This window comes from Herbiconiux flava, assembly GCF_013409865.1.
Classification (GTDB): domain Bacteria; phylum Actinomycetota; class Actinomycetes; order Actinomycetales; family Microbacteriaceae; genus Herbiconiux; species Herbiconiux flava.
This window is the reverse complement of the sequence record NZ_JACCBM010000001.1, coordinates 3,007,186-3,023,379: the sequence shown is the minus strand read 5'-3', so window position 1 is coordinate 3,023,379 and position 16,194 is coordinate 3,007,186. Positions and strand designations below refer to the sequence as shown.

Below are 16,194 nucleotides of genomic sequence, written 5' to 3'. Positions count from 1 at the left end.
GTGGTCGGTATGACGGATGCACGGGGCACTGCCGAGGGCCACTCCCACGGTCATTCGCACGGCGCCGGCGCGAACCGCCGCCGTCTGACCGTCGCCATCGCGATCGTCTCTACCGTGCTCGTGGTCGAGGCCGTCGGTGCCGTGCTCTCCGGATCGCTGTCGCTCTTCGCCGACGCCGGGCACATGCTGTCCGACCTGATCGGGCTGATCGTCGCGCTGATCGCCACCGTCGTGGCGGCGCGGCCGCCGAACGAGCGGCACAGCTACGGCTATCAGCGCGCCGAGGTGTTCGGGGCGCTGATCAACAGCCTGATCCTCATCGTCGTCGCGGTGTTCGTCACGATCGAGGCCGTCGGCCGGCTGCTCTCCAGCGAGGCCGCCGAGGTGCAGGGCGCGCTCATGCTGGGCGTCGCGGCCGTGGGCCTCGTGGCGAACTTCGCCTCGCTGATGGTGCTGCGCGGGGGCGCGAAATCCTCGATCAACATGCGCGGCGCCTACCTCGAGGTGCTCGGCGACCTGCTCGGCTCGATCGCCGTCATCGTGGCGGCCGTCGTCATCCTGACCACCGGCTTCGAGAAGGCCGACGCCATCGCGTCACTCGCGATCGCCGCGATGATCGTCCCCCGCGCGGTGTCGCTCCTCCGCGACGTCGTGCAGGTGCTGAGTCAGGCGACACCGCCGAGCATGGACGTTTCGGGCATCCGCTCGCACATCATGGCGGAGCCCGGAGTGGTCGAGGTGCACGACGTGCACGTCTGGGCCATCACCTCGGGCCGCTACGTGTTCTCGGCCCACGTCGTGGTGGAGCCGCTCGTGTTCGAGCGCGGCGAGACCGGGCTGCTGCTGGACTCGCTGGGGGAGTGCCTCGAGGGGCACTTCGACGTCCAGCACTCGACGTTCCAGCTGGAACCGGTCGAGCACGCGCGGCACGAGGAGAACCCGCACCGCTAGGGCGCGGGGTCGGGCCGACAGTCCAGCTAGCCCTTGGGCTTCGTGTCGACGTCTCCGCCGAACACCTCCGGCTCGAGCGTCAGCCGCTCGGCCGCACCGGTGATCTCGACCTCTTCGGCCTCGGCCTCGAGCACGTCGCGCTTGGCCTTGCGGGACTCGCGGATGTAGTGGAACACGGTCGGGATGACCGTGAGCACCACCACGGCGATCAGCACGATGTCGAGGTACTTCTCGGTGAACTCGCGCACCGGCTCGATCTGGCCGAGGGCGAAGCCGAGCAGCACGATGCCCGAGCCCCAGATCAGGGCGCCGATGGCGTTGTAGAGCGAGTATCTCTTGTAATTCATGTGCCCGACGCCTGCGGCGATCGGCGCGAAGGTGCGGACGATCGGCACGAAGCGGGCCATGATCACGGCGAGTGCGCCGAAGCGCTCGAAGAAGGCGTTGGTGCGCTCGACGTTGCGCACACTGAACAGCCCCGACTCCTTGCGCTCGAACACCCGCGGGCCGAGCTTGTGGCCGATCAGATACCCCACCTCGCCGCCGAGGAACGCCGCGAGCGAGATGGCGAGGCAGACCCACCAGATGTCGATGCCGAACTTGCCCCCGACGGCGAGCACGCCGGTGAAGAACAGCAGCGTGTCGCCCGGCAGCAGGAAGCCGACCAGCAGGCCGGTCTCGGCGAACACGATCGCGCAGACGACGAGCAGGGCCACGGGGCCGAAGACACCGCTGAGAAGCGTGTTCGGATCGAGCCAGGGGATGAGGGCGGCAGGTGCGGCGGCGATCACGGTCGGTTCTCCAGTCGTCGGGGCGGTCGTCCGCCCGGCGGCAAATCGATGAGAGTGCGGGAGAAGGGACTTGAACCCTCACGCTCGAAAGCACAGGAACCTAAATCCTGCGTGTCTGCCAATTCCACCACTCCCGCAGACGCAAATCCAGTGTAGGGGGTGGGTCGTCGGCGGCTTGTCAGCGAGCCGGCGGGGCGGTCTCGAGCGCCGCCGCGCGGCCCGGCCGCGGCAGGTAGCGGGGGATGGCCCGGATCAGGATGCCCGCACCGACGATGCCGACGACGCCGACCAGTCCGGTCGCCAGCGGCAGCGACGCGACCGCCACCACGGCCGAGACGCCGAGCGGGGCGAGCGCCGCCCCCGCGTCGGCGGTGAAGCGGAAGGCGCCGAGGAAGGGCGCCGGGTTCTCGCGCGGCGCGAGATCGGCGCTGAGCGTCATGATGATGCCGCTGCCCACGCCGTTCGCCACTCCCATCACGATCGCGATCACGACGAACCACTGCTCCGCGCCGCCGAGGTCGTGGGTGAACGAGAGCGTGATCAGCGCGGCGCCCATGCCGACCATCGAGGGCACGACGCTCCAGAGCCGGCCGAAGCGGTCCATGATCCAGCCGCTGGTGTAGAACAGGGCGAAGTCGGCGGCACCGCCGAGGCCGATCACGAGCGCGGTGGTCGAGGGCGAGAGGCCGATGCTCACGGCCCAGAGCGGCAGGATGGCCATCCGGCTGGCGCGGAGGGCGCCCACGACGCCGGCTCCGGATCCGACGCGCAGCAGCACGCCGCGGTTGTCGGCGATGGTGCGGAACAGACCCTTCGCCTCGGCCTCGACGAGCGTCCGTCCGGCATCGGGCTGCGTGAGGCGGGCGGTCGGGTCGGGCATCCGGAGCAGGATGATCACGACGGCCACGAGGCAGATGATGTGCACCCCGAACGCGGTCCAGACGCTGCCGGTCAGGGTGATCACCGCGCTGCCGAGGAACGGCCCGACGAACCAGCCCGCCCGGAATGCGCCACCGAGCGTCGACAGGGCACGGGCCCGGATGCGCACCGGCACGAAGCTCGTCATGAACGCCTGCCGGGCGAGCGCGAACACCGCGGCCGAGAGCCCGAGCAGGAAGATGCCGACGCCGAACAGCACGGCGTTCGGCGCGAGCATCGCCAGCACGACGGAGAAGAGGGAGAGGATGCCCGCCGCGATCATCGAGCGTCGCTCGCCGATCCTCGACACCAGCCAGCCGCTCGGGATGTCGCCGACGAGCTGCCCCACCACGATCATCGCGGCGATCAGGCCGGCGCCCGCGAGCCCGGCGCCGAGGGAGTGGGCGATGCCCGGGATGATCGGGATCACCGCGCCCTCGCCGATCGCGAACAGCAGGGAGGGCAGGAGGGCCGGGAGCGCGATCGAGCGGAACCGGAAGGTGTCGGTCTGTGCGTCGCTCATCACCGATTAGTTTACCCCCGCTAACGATTGGCCCGCCCGGTAGACTTCTCGCATAATGCTCGACTTAGACCTCAGTGACCAGATCGCCCAGCTGCGAAGCACCTTCGCCGACATCCGGACGGTGGTCGACGTCGACGGCCTCCGGGCCGAGATCGCCCGCCTCAGCGAGGAGGCCGGTGTGCCCGATCTGTGGGACGACACCGAGAAGGCGCAGAAGATCACGAGCGCCCTCAGCCACCGGCAGGGCGAGCTGGCGAAGATCGAGTCGATCGAGTCGCGGCTGGACGACCTCGAGGTGCTGATCGAGCTCGCCAACGAGGCGGGCGACGAGGAGTCGGCCGAGGAGGCCCGCGTCGAGCTCGTCTCGCTGCAGAAGGTGCTCGGCGACCTCGAGGTGCAGACGCTGCTGAACGGCGAGTTCGACGCGCGGCCGGCGGTCATCACGATCCGTGCGGGGGCCGGTGGCGTCGATGCGTCCGACTTCTCCGAGATGCTGATGCGCATGTACCTGCGCTGGGCCGAGAAGCACGGCTACTCCAGCACCGTGATGGAGACGAGCTACGCCGAGGAGGCCGGCATCAAGTCGGCCACCTTCGAGATCGACGCGCCCTACGCCTTCGGCACGCTCTCGGTCGAGGCGGGCACGCACCGCCTCGTGCGGATGAGCCCGTTCGGCGCGGCCGGCAAGCGCCAGACGAGCTTCGCCGCGGTCGAGGTCATCCCGCTGCTGGAAGAGGCCGCCGTGATCGAGATCCCCGAGAACGACATCCGCGTCGACGTCTTCCGCTCCTCCGGCCCCGGCGGCCAGTCGGTGAACACCACCGACTCGGCGGTGCGCATCACCCACCTCCCGACGGGCACCGTCGTGTCGATGCAGAACGAGAAGAGCCAGATCCAGAACCGCGCCGCGGCGATGCGGGTGCTGCAGTCGCGCCTGATGCTGCTCCAGCGCGAGCAGGAGGCGGCCCAGAAGAAGGAGCTCGCCGGCACCATCACCGCGAGCTGGGGCGACCAGATGCGCAGCTACGTGCTGGCGCCTTACCAGATGGTTAAAGACCTGCGCACCGACCACGAGGTCAACAACCCCTCCGCGGTGTTCGACGGCGACCTCGACGGCTTCATCAACGCGGGCATCCGCTGGCGCAAGCGCAAGCAGGACTAGCGACCGGAGATGCCGGCCTCCTCGGCCGCTTCATGTGGATCCTATGAATCGGCGTGTCCAGCGAGTCGCGCGCTGGGATCGCCGGGGGCTCTGCTTAGAGTCATCACGTCATGATTCGGTTTGATCACGTATCCAAAACCTACCGGGGCACCAAGCGGCCGGCACTCGACTCGATCGACCTCGAAATCCTCCGGGGCGAGTTCGTGTTCCTCGTCGGCGCCTCCGGTTCGGGCAAGTCCAGCTTCCTCCGCCTCGTGCTCAAGGAGGACCGCCCCACGGGCGGAAACATCCACGTGCTCGGGCAGGACCTGAACGCGATCTCCAACCGCAAGGTGCCCTACTTCCGGCGCAACCTCGGTGTCGTCTTCCAGGACTTCCGCCTGCTGCCCGGCAAGAACGTCTTCGACAACGTCGCGTTCACCCTCCAGGTCATCGGCAAGTCCCGAGGCTTCATCCAGGAGGCCGTGCCCGACGTGCTGCAGATGGTCGGTCTCGCCGAGAAGGCGAACCGATTGCCGCACGAGCTGTCGGGCGGTGAGCAGCAGCGCGTGGCCATCGCCCGCGCGGTCGTCAACAAGCCCGCCATCCTGCTGGCCGACGAGCCGACCGGAAACCTCGACCCCTCCACCAGTGCCGGCATCATGACCGTGCTCGAGCGCATCAACGCCGGGGGCACCACCGTCGTGATGGCCACCCACGACAACGCGATCGTCGACCACATGAAGCGCCGCGTCGTCGAGCTCGTGACCGGCCAGATCGTGCGTGACGAAGACCAGGGCGGCTACGGCATGACCGCCGAGATCGCTCTGCAGGACTCGGGCCTCACCGCCGAGATCGCCCTCTCCGAGGGTCTCGTGCGGCCGACCGGTCCCGCCCAGCCGCACACGGCGCCCGTGCGCCAGGTTCCCCCCATGCCTCCCGCGACCGCGGCGACGCCCTTCGTGCGCCCGGCCGAGCCCGAGCGTGAGCGCGTCACGGTGCCTCCTGCCCCCGAGCAGACGACGGATGCCCAGGAGCAGGCCGCCCGCCAGCAGCGCGCCACCGCCCAGCAGCAGGCCGCCGCGCAGCAGGCGGCAGCCCTCCAGCAGGTGCAGCAGAACCGGGCCGCCGCAGCCGCAGCCGCAGCGCCGCCGATGCCGCCGCAGGGCGCCCCGCACGATCCCCGCGACCCGGCCACCGAGTCGCTCACCCTGGCCGAGAAGCTCGGCCTCCGGGCTCCCGGCGCCGCCGCCGACCCGGCGAACGACCAGAACGTGGGGCCGACGACGTGAGATTCGCACTCATCCTGGGCGAGGTCGGCACCGGCCTCCGCCGCAACGTCTCGATGGTCGTCTCCGTCGTGCTCGTGACCTTCATCTCCCTCACCTTCGTGGGAACGGCCATCCTGCTGCAGATGCAGATCGGCCAGATGAAGAACTTCTGGTACGACAAGGCCCAGGTCGCCGTGTACATGTGCACCGCGACCTCCGGCGGCGACAACTGCGCCGGAGGCGAGGCGACGCCCGACCAGATCGCGGCCGTGCAGGGGCAGCTCGAGTCGCCCACCCTCGCGCCGTTCATCGACCGGTTCTACTTCGAGGACCACGACCAGGCCTACGAGAACTTCCAGAAGCAGTTCGCCGGCAACCCGGTCACCGAGTACGTCACCCCCGACCTGCTGAACCAGACCTACTGGGTGAACCTCGTCGACCCGACCCAGTCCGACGTTCTGGTCGAGAGCCTCTCGGGCCTCGCCGGTGTCGACAGCGTCACCGACCAGCGCAGCTACCTCGAGCAGATCTTTTCGATCCTGAACGCCGCGAGCTACACCGCGATCGGCATCGCTGCCCTGATGCTCGTGGCTGCCGTGCTGCTGATCGCCACCACGATCCGGCTCTCCGCGTTCTCGAGACGCCGCGAGATCGGCATCATGCGGCTCGTGGGTGCCTCGAACAGGTTCATCCAGACGCCGTTCATCCTCGAGGGGGTGATCGCCGCGTTGATCGGATCGATCCTCGCGGGCGGCGCGATCGTGGCGATCGTGCAGTTCTTCGTGCGCGACTTCCTCGTGCCCGCGCTCCCGTTCACCTCGTTCGTGAGCATCGGAGACGCCCTGCTGGTGGCACCGATCCTGCTGGTGGTGGGCGCCGTGCTGGCGGCCTTCTCGGCGAAGTTCGCGATCACCCGCTACCTGAAGGTCTGACCACCCCCGACCGTCCGACCGGATAGACTGGTGGGCTGCCGCATCCGGCGGCCCGTCACGGTCACCGCTCCGGCGACGCCGTCACAGTCATCGAACCCCAGGAGAAGCCCGTGCCCCGCGAACGCGGAGAGAAGGTCGTCGCGACCAACCGCAAGGCGCGCCACGACTACACCATCGAAGACACCTACGAGGCCGGCCTCGTGCTCACCGGCACCGAGGTCAAGTCGTTGCGCGCCGGCCGCGCCTCGCTCGTCGACGGCTACGCCTTCATCGACGGGGGAGAGGCCTGGCTCGACGCCGTGCACATCCCCGAGTACAACGAGGGCACCTGGAACAATCACCCGCCCCGGCGCAAGCGCAAGATGCTCCTGCACAAGGAGCAGATCATCAAAATCTCGCACAAGACCAAAGAGGGCGGCTACACACTGGTGCCGCTGCGGCTCTACTTCCTCGACGGACGGGCCAAGGTCGAGATCGCGGTCGCCAAGGGAAAGCGCGAGTACGACAAGCGCCAGACGCTGCGCGAGCGGCAGGACAAGCGCGAGGCTGATCGCGCCATGGCCGGCCGCCGCAACCTCGGCGACTGAGGGCTCCCCGGCCGGGTCGGCGGCTCCTGCTCACTGGTCGCCGTTCCTGCTCACTCGGTCGCCTCTGCGGCCTGCCTGATTCAGACCGGGTAGCGGATGCCCGTGAGCTCCTCGATGGCGGCCCACAACCGTTCGGCGACGGCGCGATCCCGCGCGTAGGGCTTCGCGGCCACGATAGCGGGGCGGCCCTTCAGCTGGCGCCAGCCGCTTGGGCCCCAGTACTGCCCGCCCGCGGAGCGCGGATCGACGGCGGCGACCACGAGCGGCAGAGCCCCCGCGTCCTTGCCCTGGGCGCCGAGGCGGTAGCCGGCGCGCACGAGGGCGCCGGCCGTCTTCGGGGTCGGCAGGATGTCGCGCGGGGGCGTGAGCTCGTCGACAGCGAAGCCCGGATGCGCGACCAGGCTCGCCACGTCGGCCCCCGCCGCCCGCAGCCGCCGGTCGAGCTCGAACGCGAACGTCATTACGGCGAGCTTCGACCGTCCGTAGGTGCGGAACTCGCGGAACCGTCCGCGTTCGCTCTGCAGATCGTCGAGGTCGATCCGGAAGAACTCGTGGCTGATCGAGCCGAGGCTCACGATGCGGGGACCAGCGCGCCCGGGTGCACGGCCCGGCTCGAGCATCCGGGGCAGCAGGCGCCCGATCAGGGCGGCGTGGCCGAGGAGGTTCGTGCCGATCATCGACTCGAAGCCGTCGGCGGTGACCTGACGGCCGTCGCTCGAGAGCACGCCGGCGTTGGCGATCAGGGCGTCGATCGGCGGCAGTCCGGCCAGTTCGATCGCGGCGGCCTCGACCGAGGCGAGGTCGGCGAGGTCGAGTCGCACGAAGCGGGCGTCGGCACCGGGCACGTGCTGGGCGAGTGAGGCCAGCGCGGCTGCGCCCTTCTCGGGGGAGCGGGCCGCGATCACGACGGAGGCGCCGCGGGCGGCCAGCTGCTCGCTCGCCCAGTAGCCGAGCCCGCCCGTGCCTCCGGTGACGACGACGTGGCGGCCACGCAGCTCGTCGCGCGCCCCGCCGGCGCGAGAGCCGGCCGTGGACTCGCTCATCGGGCGGCCGGGGGAGCGGCGCTGAAGCGCGCGTGCACCGAGGCTTCGATCACGATCGCGTTCGGCCGCAGCTCGATGCCGCCGCCGCCCGAGGACTTGGCCATGGCGAGCATCCGTGGCTGACCGCCCGGCGAGCCCGATCCGGAGTCGTCGAGCAGCCCCGGGTCGCTCAGCGAGAGCGCCGTGACCGTGCCGAGCCCCAGGGCGTCGGCGTACTCGCGGGCCTTGGTCAGGGCATCCTGGATCGCCGCCTGGCGCACCTCGCGCTGCAGCACGGCCTCGGTGTCGGGGGCGAGGCGCCACTCGATGCCGTCGACCGCGATGCCGTCGCCGGCCGAGACCACGTCGATCCACTCGGAGAGCGCCTCGAAGTCGCCGAACTCGGCGTCGACGAACACGGCGCTGTGGAACTCGACCGGCAGGCGCGAGCCGTCGGGGCTGTAGGGGCGCTGGCCCCAGACGCGGATGTCCTCGGAGGCCCAGTCGATGACGGGGCCGCCGTCGGGGTGCAGCAGGGTGACGAGTGAGCCCGTCACGGATTCGTGGGCGGCGCGGGTGGCGGCGAGCACGCTGTCGCGCTTGGACCCCTCGAAGCCGATGCCGATGCGCACCTTCGCGCGTTCGGGGGTGCGGCGCAGCCGGCCGGTGCCGGCGACGGTGATGATGGTCTCTGGCATGCCTTCACGCTAGCCCATGACCCTGGTGGCGCACCGAGCCGCCGCTGACGTATACTAGAGGGCTGCAGCGGATGAGCATCCGGTGCATTTGGAAACTCAACAGCGTACGACAACGGCCCATCGCGGGGATGATCGGTTTCGACACTGCCTGCGAAACTGCGAGAAGCGGGCCGAGGATGCGGGGTTATCTCGTTAACGCCCTCCGCAAAACATAAGTGCCAATTCAAACAGCACTGTTGCGGCCAAGAAGGCCACCTTCGCCCTCGCGGCCTAGGTCTTCCTTCCTAGCTAAATAGCAACTGTCGGTCCGGGAATGCTCTCTACCCGGGTTCCGGCATTATCTAGAGAGATTGCTGCGTGACTGTGTCTCAGGGTCACGTGGGACTTGCACTGTGACTGGGCCCGTCGACCTGGATGCCTGTGGCAAAGGTCGGGGCCGAGCAGAACGCCTGCACAGGCTACGCCCGTAGAAGGCGCGGAATCACAGTAGTGGACGGGGGTTCAATTCCCCCCATCTCCACCAGCGCCGTTGTCGTACGCTGTTGCCCCTCATCCGCCAGTGCGTGGATTCAGCCAGTGCGTGGATTCAGCCAGAGGGTGGATTCAGCTAGAAACTCGCTTCGCCCGTGGGGTCGGGGGCCGTGGGGTCGTCGAGCGCCGCGCCGCCGAGCGGTTCGCCCGCCCATTCGACGCACACCCAGCCGCCCTCGGGGGAGCCCTCCAGCACCACCACCGCGGTGTTGTGCAGCTCGAGCGCGAGGGTCGTCGACTCGTCGATGTTCTGCGAGAACCAGGCCGCCCAGGTGCGGATGGCCGCGCCGTGGCTGACCACCGCGACGGTGCCCTCCGGATGCGCGGCCCACAGCTCGGCGATCGCCGCTGAGTAGCGTTCGACGAACTCGGCGCCGTTCTCGCCGCCGGGGATCCGCGCGTCGATGTCGGTCCACCACGACAGCAGCGTGCGCATGTACGTGGTGACGGACTCGCGGTCGCCCCGGCCCTCGAGGTCGCCGGCGGAGATCTCCTGGAGGCCCTCGAGCACCACGGGGTCGAGGCCGAGGGCCGCGGCGAGCGGGGCGGCGGTCTCCTGGGTGCGGCGCATGGTCGAGACCGCGATCGCGTCGATCGACTCGGACACGAGGGCGGCGGGCACGGCGGCGGCCTGCTGCCGGCCGAGCTCGGTGAGCCCGGGGCCGGGCACGACCGTGCCGATCTCGCCCTTGACGTTGTCGATGGTCTGGCCGTGTCTGATCAGGAGGAGTCGCATCCCCACCAGCCTACGGCCGACCGGCCGGCAGCGCCCGCACCTCCTACGGCCGACCGGCCGGCAGCCCCCGCACCCGCTCCCGCAGGCGCTCGGCGTCGAAGGGCGCATGGCCGGCGGCGTCGTTGTCGAAGTACACCACCACGTCACGGGGGTCGCCGTCGGGGGTGCCGGTGCCGTCGAGCCAGCGGCCGATGCGCCGGGCCCAGTCGTCGAGCTCCTCGTCGGTGTAGCCGCTCGTGTACAGCTCGCGCGAGCCGTGCAGCCGCACGTAGACGAGGCTCGAGGTGATCGCCTGCGGCTCCACCCACCGTCCGGCCGTGTCGGCGATCACCAGCCCGATGCCGTGCGCCCGCAGCAGCGCGGCCGGCCGGTCGCCGAGGAACGACGCGTGCCGCACCTCGAGGCTGTGCCGGATCGGGGTGTCGCCCTCGATCTCGAGGTGCGCCCGGCCCTCGAGCCGCTCGTCGTGCCTCTTCGCCAGGGCGAGCGCCTGGCTCGTGCTGCGCGGCAGCTGCTCGAAGAAGTGCTCGAGCAGCGCCTCGTCGAACTCCTGGCGCTCGGGCAGCTGCCAGAGCACCGGCCCGAGCTGCGGCCCGAGCGCGAGCACCCCCGAGGCGAAGAAGTTCGCCAGCGCCGTCTCGACGCCGGCGAGCCGCTTCATGTGCGTGATGAAGCGGCCGCCCTTCACGGCGAAGACGAACCCGGGCGGCGCCTCCGACCGCCAGCGGCGGTAGCTCCCGGGTCGCTGGAGGGAGTAGAACGAGCCGTTCAGCTCGACGCTGTCCATCCGCTCGGCGACGTAGGACAGCTCACGGCGCTGCGCGAGCCCCGTCGGGTAGTAGTCCCCGCGCCAGCGGGGGTAGCGCCAGCCGGAGATGCCGACGAGAGCCCGCGCCGTCATGCCCCGCTGATCCTCGTGCTGGGGGCGGCGGCTACTTGGCCGCGCCCTTCAGCGTGCCCGAGACCTTGCCGTTCGGGTCGCCGATGAGGCACGAGACCAGGCGGTCGTCGCCGTCGGTCCACGAGCCCTCGGTGGGGGTGAAGTAGGTGTAGCCGAGCGTCGAGTCGTCGTAGGAGATGCCCACGAAGCTCTCGAAATCGCTCAGGCACTGCGCGTCGGCCTGCGTGTTGATCTCGTCGGTGCCGGGGAACTCGTCGCCCGTGAGCTCGAAGTCGGAGTAGACCTCGAAGTCGTGCTCGTCGGCGCAGTCGACGAGGGGCACCTCGCTGACCTCGGTGCCGTCGGTGTCGTTCAGGCACTGGCCGACGCTGAGGGCGAAGACGTCGGTGTCGGTCTGCTCGATCTCCTCGCCCGTGGAGGAGTCGGTGGCCGGCGGGGCCGAGCTCGGGAACAGCGCGGTGCAGCCCGTGAGGGACAGGCCGGTGACGAGCAGCGCGGCAGCAGCGAACGAGAGTCTGGACGGGGAAATCGCCATGGAGGCCTCCGAGGTAGGGATGGAACGCCGAGGGCACCGCCCCCGGCAACAGCACCTGGGAAACGGCTGTGCAGGCCCCCGCCTCACCATTATGGCCCGAGTGTGCCCATTTCGGGGGCGCGCTCCGCGAGGGTCACGCCCGCTCCGCGAGGGTCACGCCCGCTCCGCGAGGGTCACGACCGCTCCGCGAGGGTCACGCCGGGAGAGGTCGCCCCACCAGCGCCAGGGCGGCGTCGTGCAGCAGCCCGTTGCTCGCGAGGGCGCTGCCGCTCCACGGCCCGTCCACACCGTCCACCGAGGTGAACCGCCCTCCCGCCTCCTCGACGATCGGGGCGAGCGCCGCCATGTCGTACGGCTTGAGGTCGAACTCCGCCGCCAGCTCGAGCTGACCCTCGGCCACCATCATGTACGACCACATCTCGCCGTAGGCCCGGGTGCGCCAGACCGACCGCGAGAGGGCGACGAGCTCGTCGAGCCGGCCCTCCTCGTCCCAGCCCTTGAGGCTGTTGTAGCTGAGCGACGCGTCCTCGAGCGCGGAGATGCCCGAGCTGCGGATCGCCCGGGGCCCGTCGCCCCGAGCATCCAACCGGTCGGTCGTGAAGGCGCCGAGCCCCGTGGCGGCCCACCAGCGGCGGCCGAGGGCGGGCGCCGACACCACGCCCACCACGGGCACGCCGTCAATCGCGAGCGCGATCAGCGTGGCCCAGACGGGCACCCCGCGCAGGAAGTTCGCGGTGCCGTCGATCGGGTCGACGATCCATTGGCGGTGGGGGTGGGCTCGGGATGCCCGGCCCACCGCTCCGGCGTCGGGGGCTCCCGGTGCGCCGCCCTCGTCCGCGGTCGCGTCGGGCTCGGGCTCGCCCTCGGTCTCCCCGTACTCCTCGCCGAGGACGGCGTCGCCCGGGCGCGCGTTCGCGAGCCCGTCGCGGATCGCCCGCTCGACGGCCTGATCGGCATCCGTCACGGGCGTGCGGTCGGGCTTCGTCGTGACGTGCAGGTCGTGCGCGCGGAAGCGCTGCTGCGACAGCGTGTCGGCGGCGTCGGCCAGCGCCAGGGCGAGGGCCAGGTCGTCGGAGAGGTCGGTCAGGGACTCGGGGCGGGACGTCGCGGAGCTCACGCGACCAGGCTAGCGGGAGCGACGCTCGAGCGGTTCGCGAGCCGGCTCCGTCAGCGACCCAGGAGATGCACGAGCCCGGGTCAGGCGGTGGTCTGCAGCAGCTTCTGCAGCGACTCGAGCCGCGCCCGCCCGCTCTCGCCGAGCTCGCCGGCCGCGACCCGGTCGACGATCTCCCAGTCGTGCGCCTCCGTCAGCGGGATGCCCCCGGGCGGCTCGCCCTCGGGCACCCGCGCGGTCTGCGCGAACGACCGCAGGATGTTCGCCGGGTCGACGTGGCCGAGGCCGAAGGAGCGCACGCCCGGCGTGTCGATGATCCACCCCGTGCGTCCGTCGGCGGCCCGGAGCCGCAGGCACAGCGTCGAGGAGGAGGTGTGCCGGCCGCGGCCGGTGACGGTGTTGACGACTCCGGTCGCACGGTCGGCCCCCGGCACCAGCTCGTTCACCAGCGTCGACTTGCCGACGCCGGAGTGGCCCACGGTCACCGTGGTGTGGCCGACCAGCAGGTCGGTCAGCTCCTCCAGCGGCACCTCGTCGCGCGACAGCGTGATCACCCGGATGTCGAGACAGGCGAACTCCGACAGCAGCTCGCCCGGGTCGGCGAGGTCGGTCTTGGTGATGCAGAGGATGGGGGTGATGCCCGCATCGAACGCCGCCACCAGGTAGCGGTCGATCAGTCGTGCCCGAGGTTCGGGGTTCGCGGCGGCTACGACGATCAGCATCTGATCGGCGTTCGCGACGATCACCCGCTCGACCGCGTCGGAGTCGTCGGCGCTGCGGCGGAGCAGCGTCGAGCGCTCCTGCACCCGCACGACGCGCGCCAGGCTGCCCGGTTCGCCGCTGACGTCGCCGACCAGGTCGACCCGGTCTCCGGTGACGATCGGCGTGCGGCCGAGCTCCCGGGCGCGCGAGGCGGTGATCTCGTGCTCCTCGGGGGTGTCCTCGCCGATCAGCACGGCGAAGCGCCCGCGGTCGACGGTCATGACGCGGCCGGTGACCGCGTCCTTGTGGTCGGGGCGCTGCTTCGTGCGCGGGCGGTTGCCCTTCGGGTTCGGGCGGATGCGCACGGTCGACTCGTCGAAGTCGCCCTCGTCGTCATCGTCGTCGGCGGAGTCCCACCAGCTCATCGGGCCGCCCCGGGCAGGCCGGCCGCCGTGCCGTCGGGTGCGGAACCGGCCAGCATCGACGCCCAGAGCTCGGGGAACTGCGGCAGCGTCTTGGCGGTGGTCGCGATGTCGTCGACGAGCACTCCGTCGACGGCGAGGCCGATCAGGGCACCGGCCGTCGCCATGCGGTGGTCTTCGTAGCTCGACCAGAGGCCGCCGTGCAGCGGCCTCGGCGTGATCTCGAGGCCGTCCTCCAGCTCTCTCACGTCGCCGCCGAGGTTGTTGATCTCGGTGGCGAGCGCGGCGAGGCGGTCGGTCTCGTGGTGCCGGATGTGGCCGATCCCCGTGATGCGGCTGGGTTCGTCGGCCAGCGCGGCGAGGGCGACCAGCGGTGGCGCCAGCTCGCCCCCGGTCGACAGGTCGATCGACACGCCCCGGATGCTCGGGCCCCCGGTGACCGTCAGCCGGTCTCCGTCCCGCACGACGGTGGCGCCGAACAGCGGCAGCAGCTGCTCCAGGTCGGCCCCGACCTGCGTGGTCGACTCGGGCCAGCCGGTGATCGTGACGCTGCCGCCCGTGACGAGCGCGGCTGCGAGGAACGGTGCGGCGTTCGACAGGTCGGGCTCGATGTCGATCTCGATGCCGGCGATGGGGCCGGGCGCGACGCGCCAGCGACCGCCCTCCTCCGACTCGGCGTCGACGCCGCGGCGCACCAGCGCCGCGACCGTCATGTCGATGTGCGGCTGGCTCGGCAGCCGGGAGCCCTCGTGCTGCAGCTCGAGACCGTTCTCGAAGCGGGCGGCCGCCAGCAGCAGCCCGCTGACGAACTGGCTCGAGGCGGACGCGTCGATGGTGAGCGGGCCGCCCTCGATGCGGCCGGAGCCGTGCAGGGTGAAGGGGAGGGCCGCGCGGCCGTCGTCGGCGATGTCGGCGCCGAGGGCCCGGAGCGAGCTGATCGTGGTGGACATCGGGCGACGGCGGGCGCCCTCGTCGCCGTCGAAGGTCACGGGGCCGAGGGCCAGGGCGGCGACCGGCGGCAGGAAGCGCATGACGGTTCCGGCGAGTCCGCAGTCGATCGTGGTGCTGCCGACGAGCTCCGCGGCGGGGGTGACGAGGAGGTCGGGGCCGAAGGCGCCGTCGCCCGGTGTCTCGACGATGGTGGTGCCGAGGGCTCGCAGCGCATCCGTCATCAGGGAGCTGTCACGGGAGTGCAGGGGGGCGCGCAGCCGCGACGGGCCGTCGGCCAGGGCCGAGAGCACGAGCTCGCGGTTGGTCAGCGACTTCGAGCCGGGGAGGAAGAGGACGGCCGAGACGGGGCCGCTCGCGCGCGGCGCGGGCCAGTGCTCGTCGACCGCCTGCGGGGAGTCGTCGCCGTAGGGGTTGAACTGCGGAGCGGAATATCTCTGGACAGGCATCGGTTATCAGAATAGTCGCCCGCAGCATCCGCTGCCGGTGCAGCAGAGCCCTCTGGAGGAGCGATTTGACCGCGACCGCCGTGTTGGACCGCCCGGTCGTAGACTGGCCGGTGATGAGTGATACCACCCCTGATCCGCGCGCCCTTTTCGAAGAGCAGGCCATCCCGTTCCTCGATCAGCTCTACGGCGCTGCGCTGCGCATGACGCGAAACCCGAGCGACGCCCAAGACCTCGTGCAGGAGACCTTCGTCAAGGCCTACGCCGCGTTCGGGCAGTTCGAGCAGGGCACGAACCTCAAGGCGTGGCTCTACCGCATCCTGACGAACACCTTCATCAACACCTACCGCAAGAAGCAGCGCGACCCCTACCAGGGCTCCACCAGTGAGATGGAGGACTGGCAGCTGGGCACCGCGGAGTCGGTGACCGCGAGCATGTCGAGTCGCTCCGCCGAGGCCGAGGCGATCGACCACCTGCCCGACAGCGACGTCAAGGAGGCGCTGCAGTCGATCCCCGAGGACTTCCGCCTGGCCGTGTACCTGGCCGACGTCGAGGGGTTCTCCTACCAGGAGATCGCCGACATCATGAAGACCCCCGTAGGAACCGTGATGAGCCGCCTGCACCGAGGCCGGCGGCTGCTTCGCGGACTACTGACCGATTACGCGCGGTCGCGCGGCCTCGAGGTCGCCACCGCCACTGCCAAAGGGAGCAAGAAATGAGTGACTGCGGCTGCGACAAGGCCCGCGCCGAACTCGAGGAGTATCTGCGCAACGAGATCTGCACGACCGACGCGAAGGACATCCGCGACCATCTCGCGACCTGCGAGGGCTGCCAGTCGGAGCTGCACATCGGCGTGGTGCTGACGCAGACGGTGCAGCGGGCCTGCAAGGAGACCGCTCCCGAGGAGCTGCGCGACCAGCTGCTGGCCCGCCTCCGCGAGGTTCAGACGTACTAGCCGTCGCATCCGCTCACCGAAAAGGGCCCCGCTCGGCAGCTGCCGGCGGGGCCCTTCTTCGTTGCTCGAC

17 protein-coding genes, 1 tRNA gene and 1 other RNA gene are annotated in these 16,194 nt (G+C 70.6%); 8 read left to right on the top strand and 11 right to left on the bottom strand.

Translation table 11 applies throughout. The features are described from left to right. Positions 1-9 precede the first annotated feature (9 nt). Positions 10-951, top strand: a complete 942-nt coding sequence (locus tag BJ984_RS14475) for a cation diffusion facilitator family transporter (protein ID WP_179548595.1) — start codon at positions 10-12, stop codon at positions 949-951. Between the two features lie 26 nt (positions 952-977). Here BJ984_RS14475 and BJ984_RS14470 read toward each other — a convergent pair whose 3' ends face one another. From BJ984_RS14470 to BJ984_RS14460, 3 genes are all read right to left on the bottom strand, one after another. Next, on the bottom strand, positions 978-1,742 hold the full coding sequence (locus BJ984_RS14470) for a DedA family protein (protein WP_271206548.1): 765 nt from the start codon (positions 1,740-1,742) through the stop codon (positions 978-980). A gap of 55 nt (positions 1,743-1,797) precedes the next feature. Continuing rightward, a tRNA-Leu gene (locus BJ984_RS14465) sits at positions 1,798-1,879 on the bottom strand. Between the two features lie 41 nt (positions 1,880-1,920). After that, complete coding sequence (locus tag BJ984_RS14460; RefSeq protein ID WP_179548594.1) at positions 1,921-3,183, bottom strand: MFS transporter; 1,263 nt, start codon at positions 3,181-3,183, stop codon at positions 1,921-1,923. 55 nt (positions 3,184-3,238) lie between these two features. Between BJ984_RS14460 and prfB the strand changes: the two genes are divergently transcribed. The 4 genes from prfB to smpB all read left to right on the top strand — a co-directional run bounded on the left by prfB (position 3,239) and on the right by smpB (position 7,114). After that, positions 3,239-4,345 (top strand): peptide chain release factor 2, encoded by a 1,107-nt coding sequence (prfB, locus tag BJ984_RS14455; RefSeq protein WP_179548593.1) that lies wholly within the window; start codon positions 3,239-3,241, stop codon positions 4,343-4,345. 110 nt (positions 4,346-4,455) lie between these two features. Further along, entirely contained in the window at positions 4,456-5,616 is a 1,161-nt protein-coding gene (gene ftsE, locus BJ984_RS14450; protein ID WP_179548592.1) for a cell division ATP-binding protein FtsE, read from the top strand. Continuing rightward, positions 5,613-6,527 (top strand): permease-like cell division protein FtsX, encoded by a 915-nt coding sequence (ftsX, locus tag BJ984_RS14445; RefSeq protein WP_179548591.1) that lies wholly within the window; start codon positions 5,613-5,615, stop codon positions 6,525-6,527. Before ftsE ends, ftsX begins: the two co-directional genes overlap by 4 nt. Before the next feature lie 110 nt (positions 6,528-6,637). After that, complete coding sequence (gene smpB / locus BJ984_RS14440) at positions 6,638-7,114, top strand: SsrA-binding protein SmpB (RefSeq protein WP_173181252.1); 477 nt, start codon at positions 6,638-6,640, stop codon at positions 7,112-7,114. Between the two features lie 80 nt (positions 7,115-7,194). Here the strand turns inward: smpB and BJ984_RS14435 are convergent, their stop codons facing one another. After that, complete coding sequence (locus BJ984_RS14435) at positions 7,195-8,157, bottom strand: SDR family NAD(P)-dependent oxidoreductase (RefSeq protein WP_179548590.1); 963 nt, start codon at positions 8,155-8,157, stop codon at positions 7,195-7,197. Beyond that, the gene (locus tag BJ984_RS14430) at positions 8,154-8,834 is read right to left on the bottom strand and encodes an SIMPL domain-containing protein (protein WP_179548589.1); all 681 of its coding nucleotides are present in this window, start codon (positions 8,832-8,834) and stop codon (positions 8,154-8,156) included. The genes BJ984_RS14435 and BJ984_RS14430 overlap by 4 nt, the downstream gene beginning before the upstream one ends. A gap of 124 nt (positions 8,835-8,958) precedes the next feature. Here BJ984_RS14430 and ssrA point away from each other — a divergent pair. Beyond that, positions 8,959-9,357: a transfer-messenger RNA gene (ssrA, locus tag BJ984_RS14425) on the top strand. Positions 9,358-9,441: 84 nt separating this feature from the next. Here ssrA and BJ984_RS14420 read toward each other — a convergent pair. From BJ984_RS14420 to aroA, 6 genes are all read right to left on the bottom strand, one after another. Next, positions 9,442-10,101 carry a histidine phosphatase family protein gene (locus BJ984_RS14420; RefSeq protein ID WP_179548588.1) on the bottom strand — a complete coding sequence of 220 codons (660 nt, stop codon included), beginning with the start codon at positions 10,099-10,101 and terminating at the stop codon, positions 9,442-9,444. 43 nt (positions 10,102-10,144) lie between these two features. Beyond that, positions 10,145-11,002, bottom strand: a complete 858-nt coding sequence (locus BJ984_RS14415) for a DUF72 domain-containing protein (protein WP_179548587.1) — start codon at positions 11,000-11,002, stop codon at positions 10,145-10,147. A 31-nt stretch (positions 11,003-11,033) separates the two neighbouring features. After that, entirely contained in the window at positions 11,034-11,537 is a 504-nt protein-coding gene (locus tag BJ984_RS14410; RefSeq protein ID WP_179548586.1) for a septum formation family protein, read from the bottom strand. A 193-nt stretch (positions 11,538-11,730) separates the two neighbouring features. Further along, positions 11,731-12,654 (bottom strand): inositol monophosphatase family protein, encoded by a 924-nt coding sequence (locus tag BJ984_RS14405; protein ID WP_271206549.1) that lies wholly within the window; start codon positions 12,652-12,654, stop codon positions 11,731-11,733. Between the two features lie 80 nt (positions 12,655-12,734). Beyond that, positions 12,735-13,778, bottom strand: a complete 1,044-nt coding sequence (rsgA, locus tag BJ984_RS14400) for a ribosome small subunit-dependent GTPase A (protein ID WP_179548585.1) — start codon at positions 13,776-13,778, stop codon at positions 12,735-12,737. Beyond that, positions 13,775-15,172, bottom strand: coding sequence for a 3-phosphoshikimate 1-carboxyvinyltransferase (aroA, locus tag BJ984_RS14395; RefSeq protein ID WP_179548584.1), 1,398 nt, complete (start codon positions 15,170-15,172; stop codon positions 13,775-13,777). Before aroA ends, rsgA begins: the two co-directional genes overlap by 4 nt. An 80-nt stretch (positions 15,173-15,252) precedes the next feature. Here aroA and BJ984_RS14390 point away from each other — a divergent pair, with 80 nt between their 5' ends. Both BJ984_RS14390 and BJ984_RS14385 read left to right on the top strand, forming a co-directional pair. Next, on the top strand, positions 15,253-15,888 hold the full coding sequence (locus tag BJ984_RS14390) for a sigma-70 family RNA polymerase sigma factor (RefSeq protein WP_370545272.1): 636 nt from the start codon (positions 15,253-15,255) through the stop codon (positions 15,886-15,888). Beyond that, positions 15,885-16,124, top strand: coding sequence for a zf-HC2 domain-containing protein (locus tag BJ984_RS14385; RefSeq protein ID WP_179548583.1), 240 nt, complete (start codon positions 15,885-15,887; stop codon positions 16,122-16,124). The genes BJ984_RS14390 and BJ984_RS14385 overlap by 4 nt, the downstream gene beginning before the upstream one ends. Positions 16,125-16,194 lie beyond the last annotated feature (70 nt).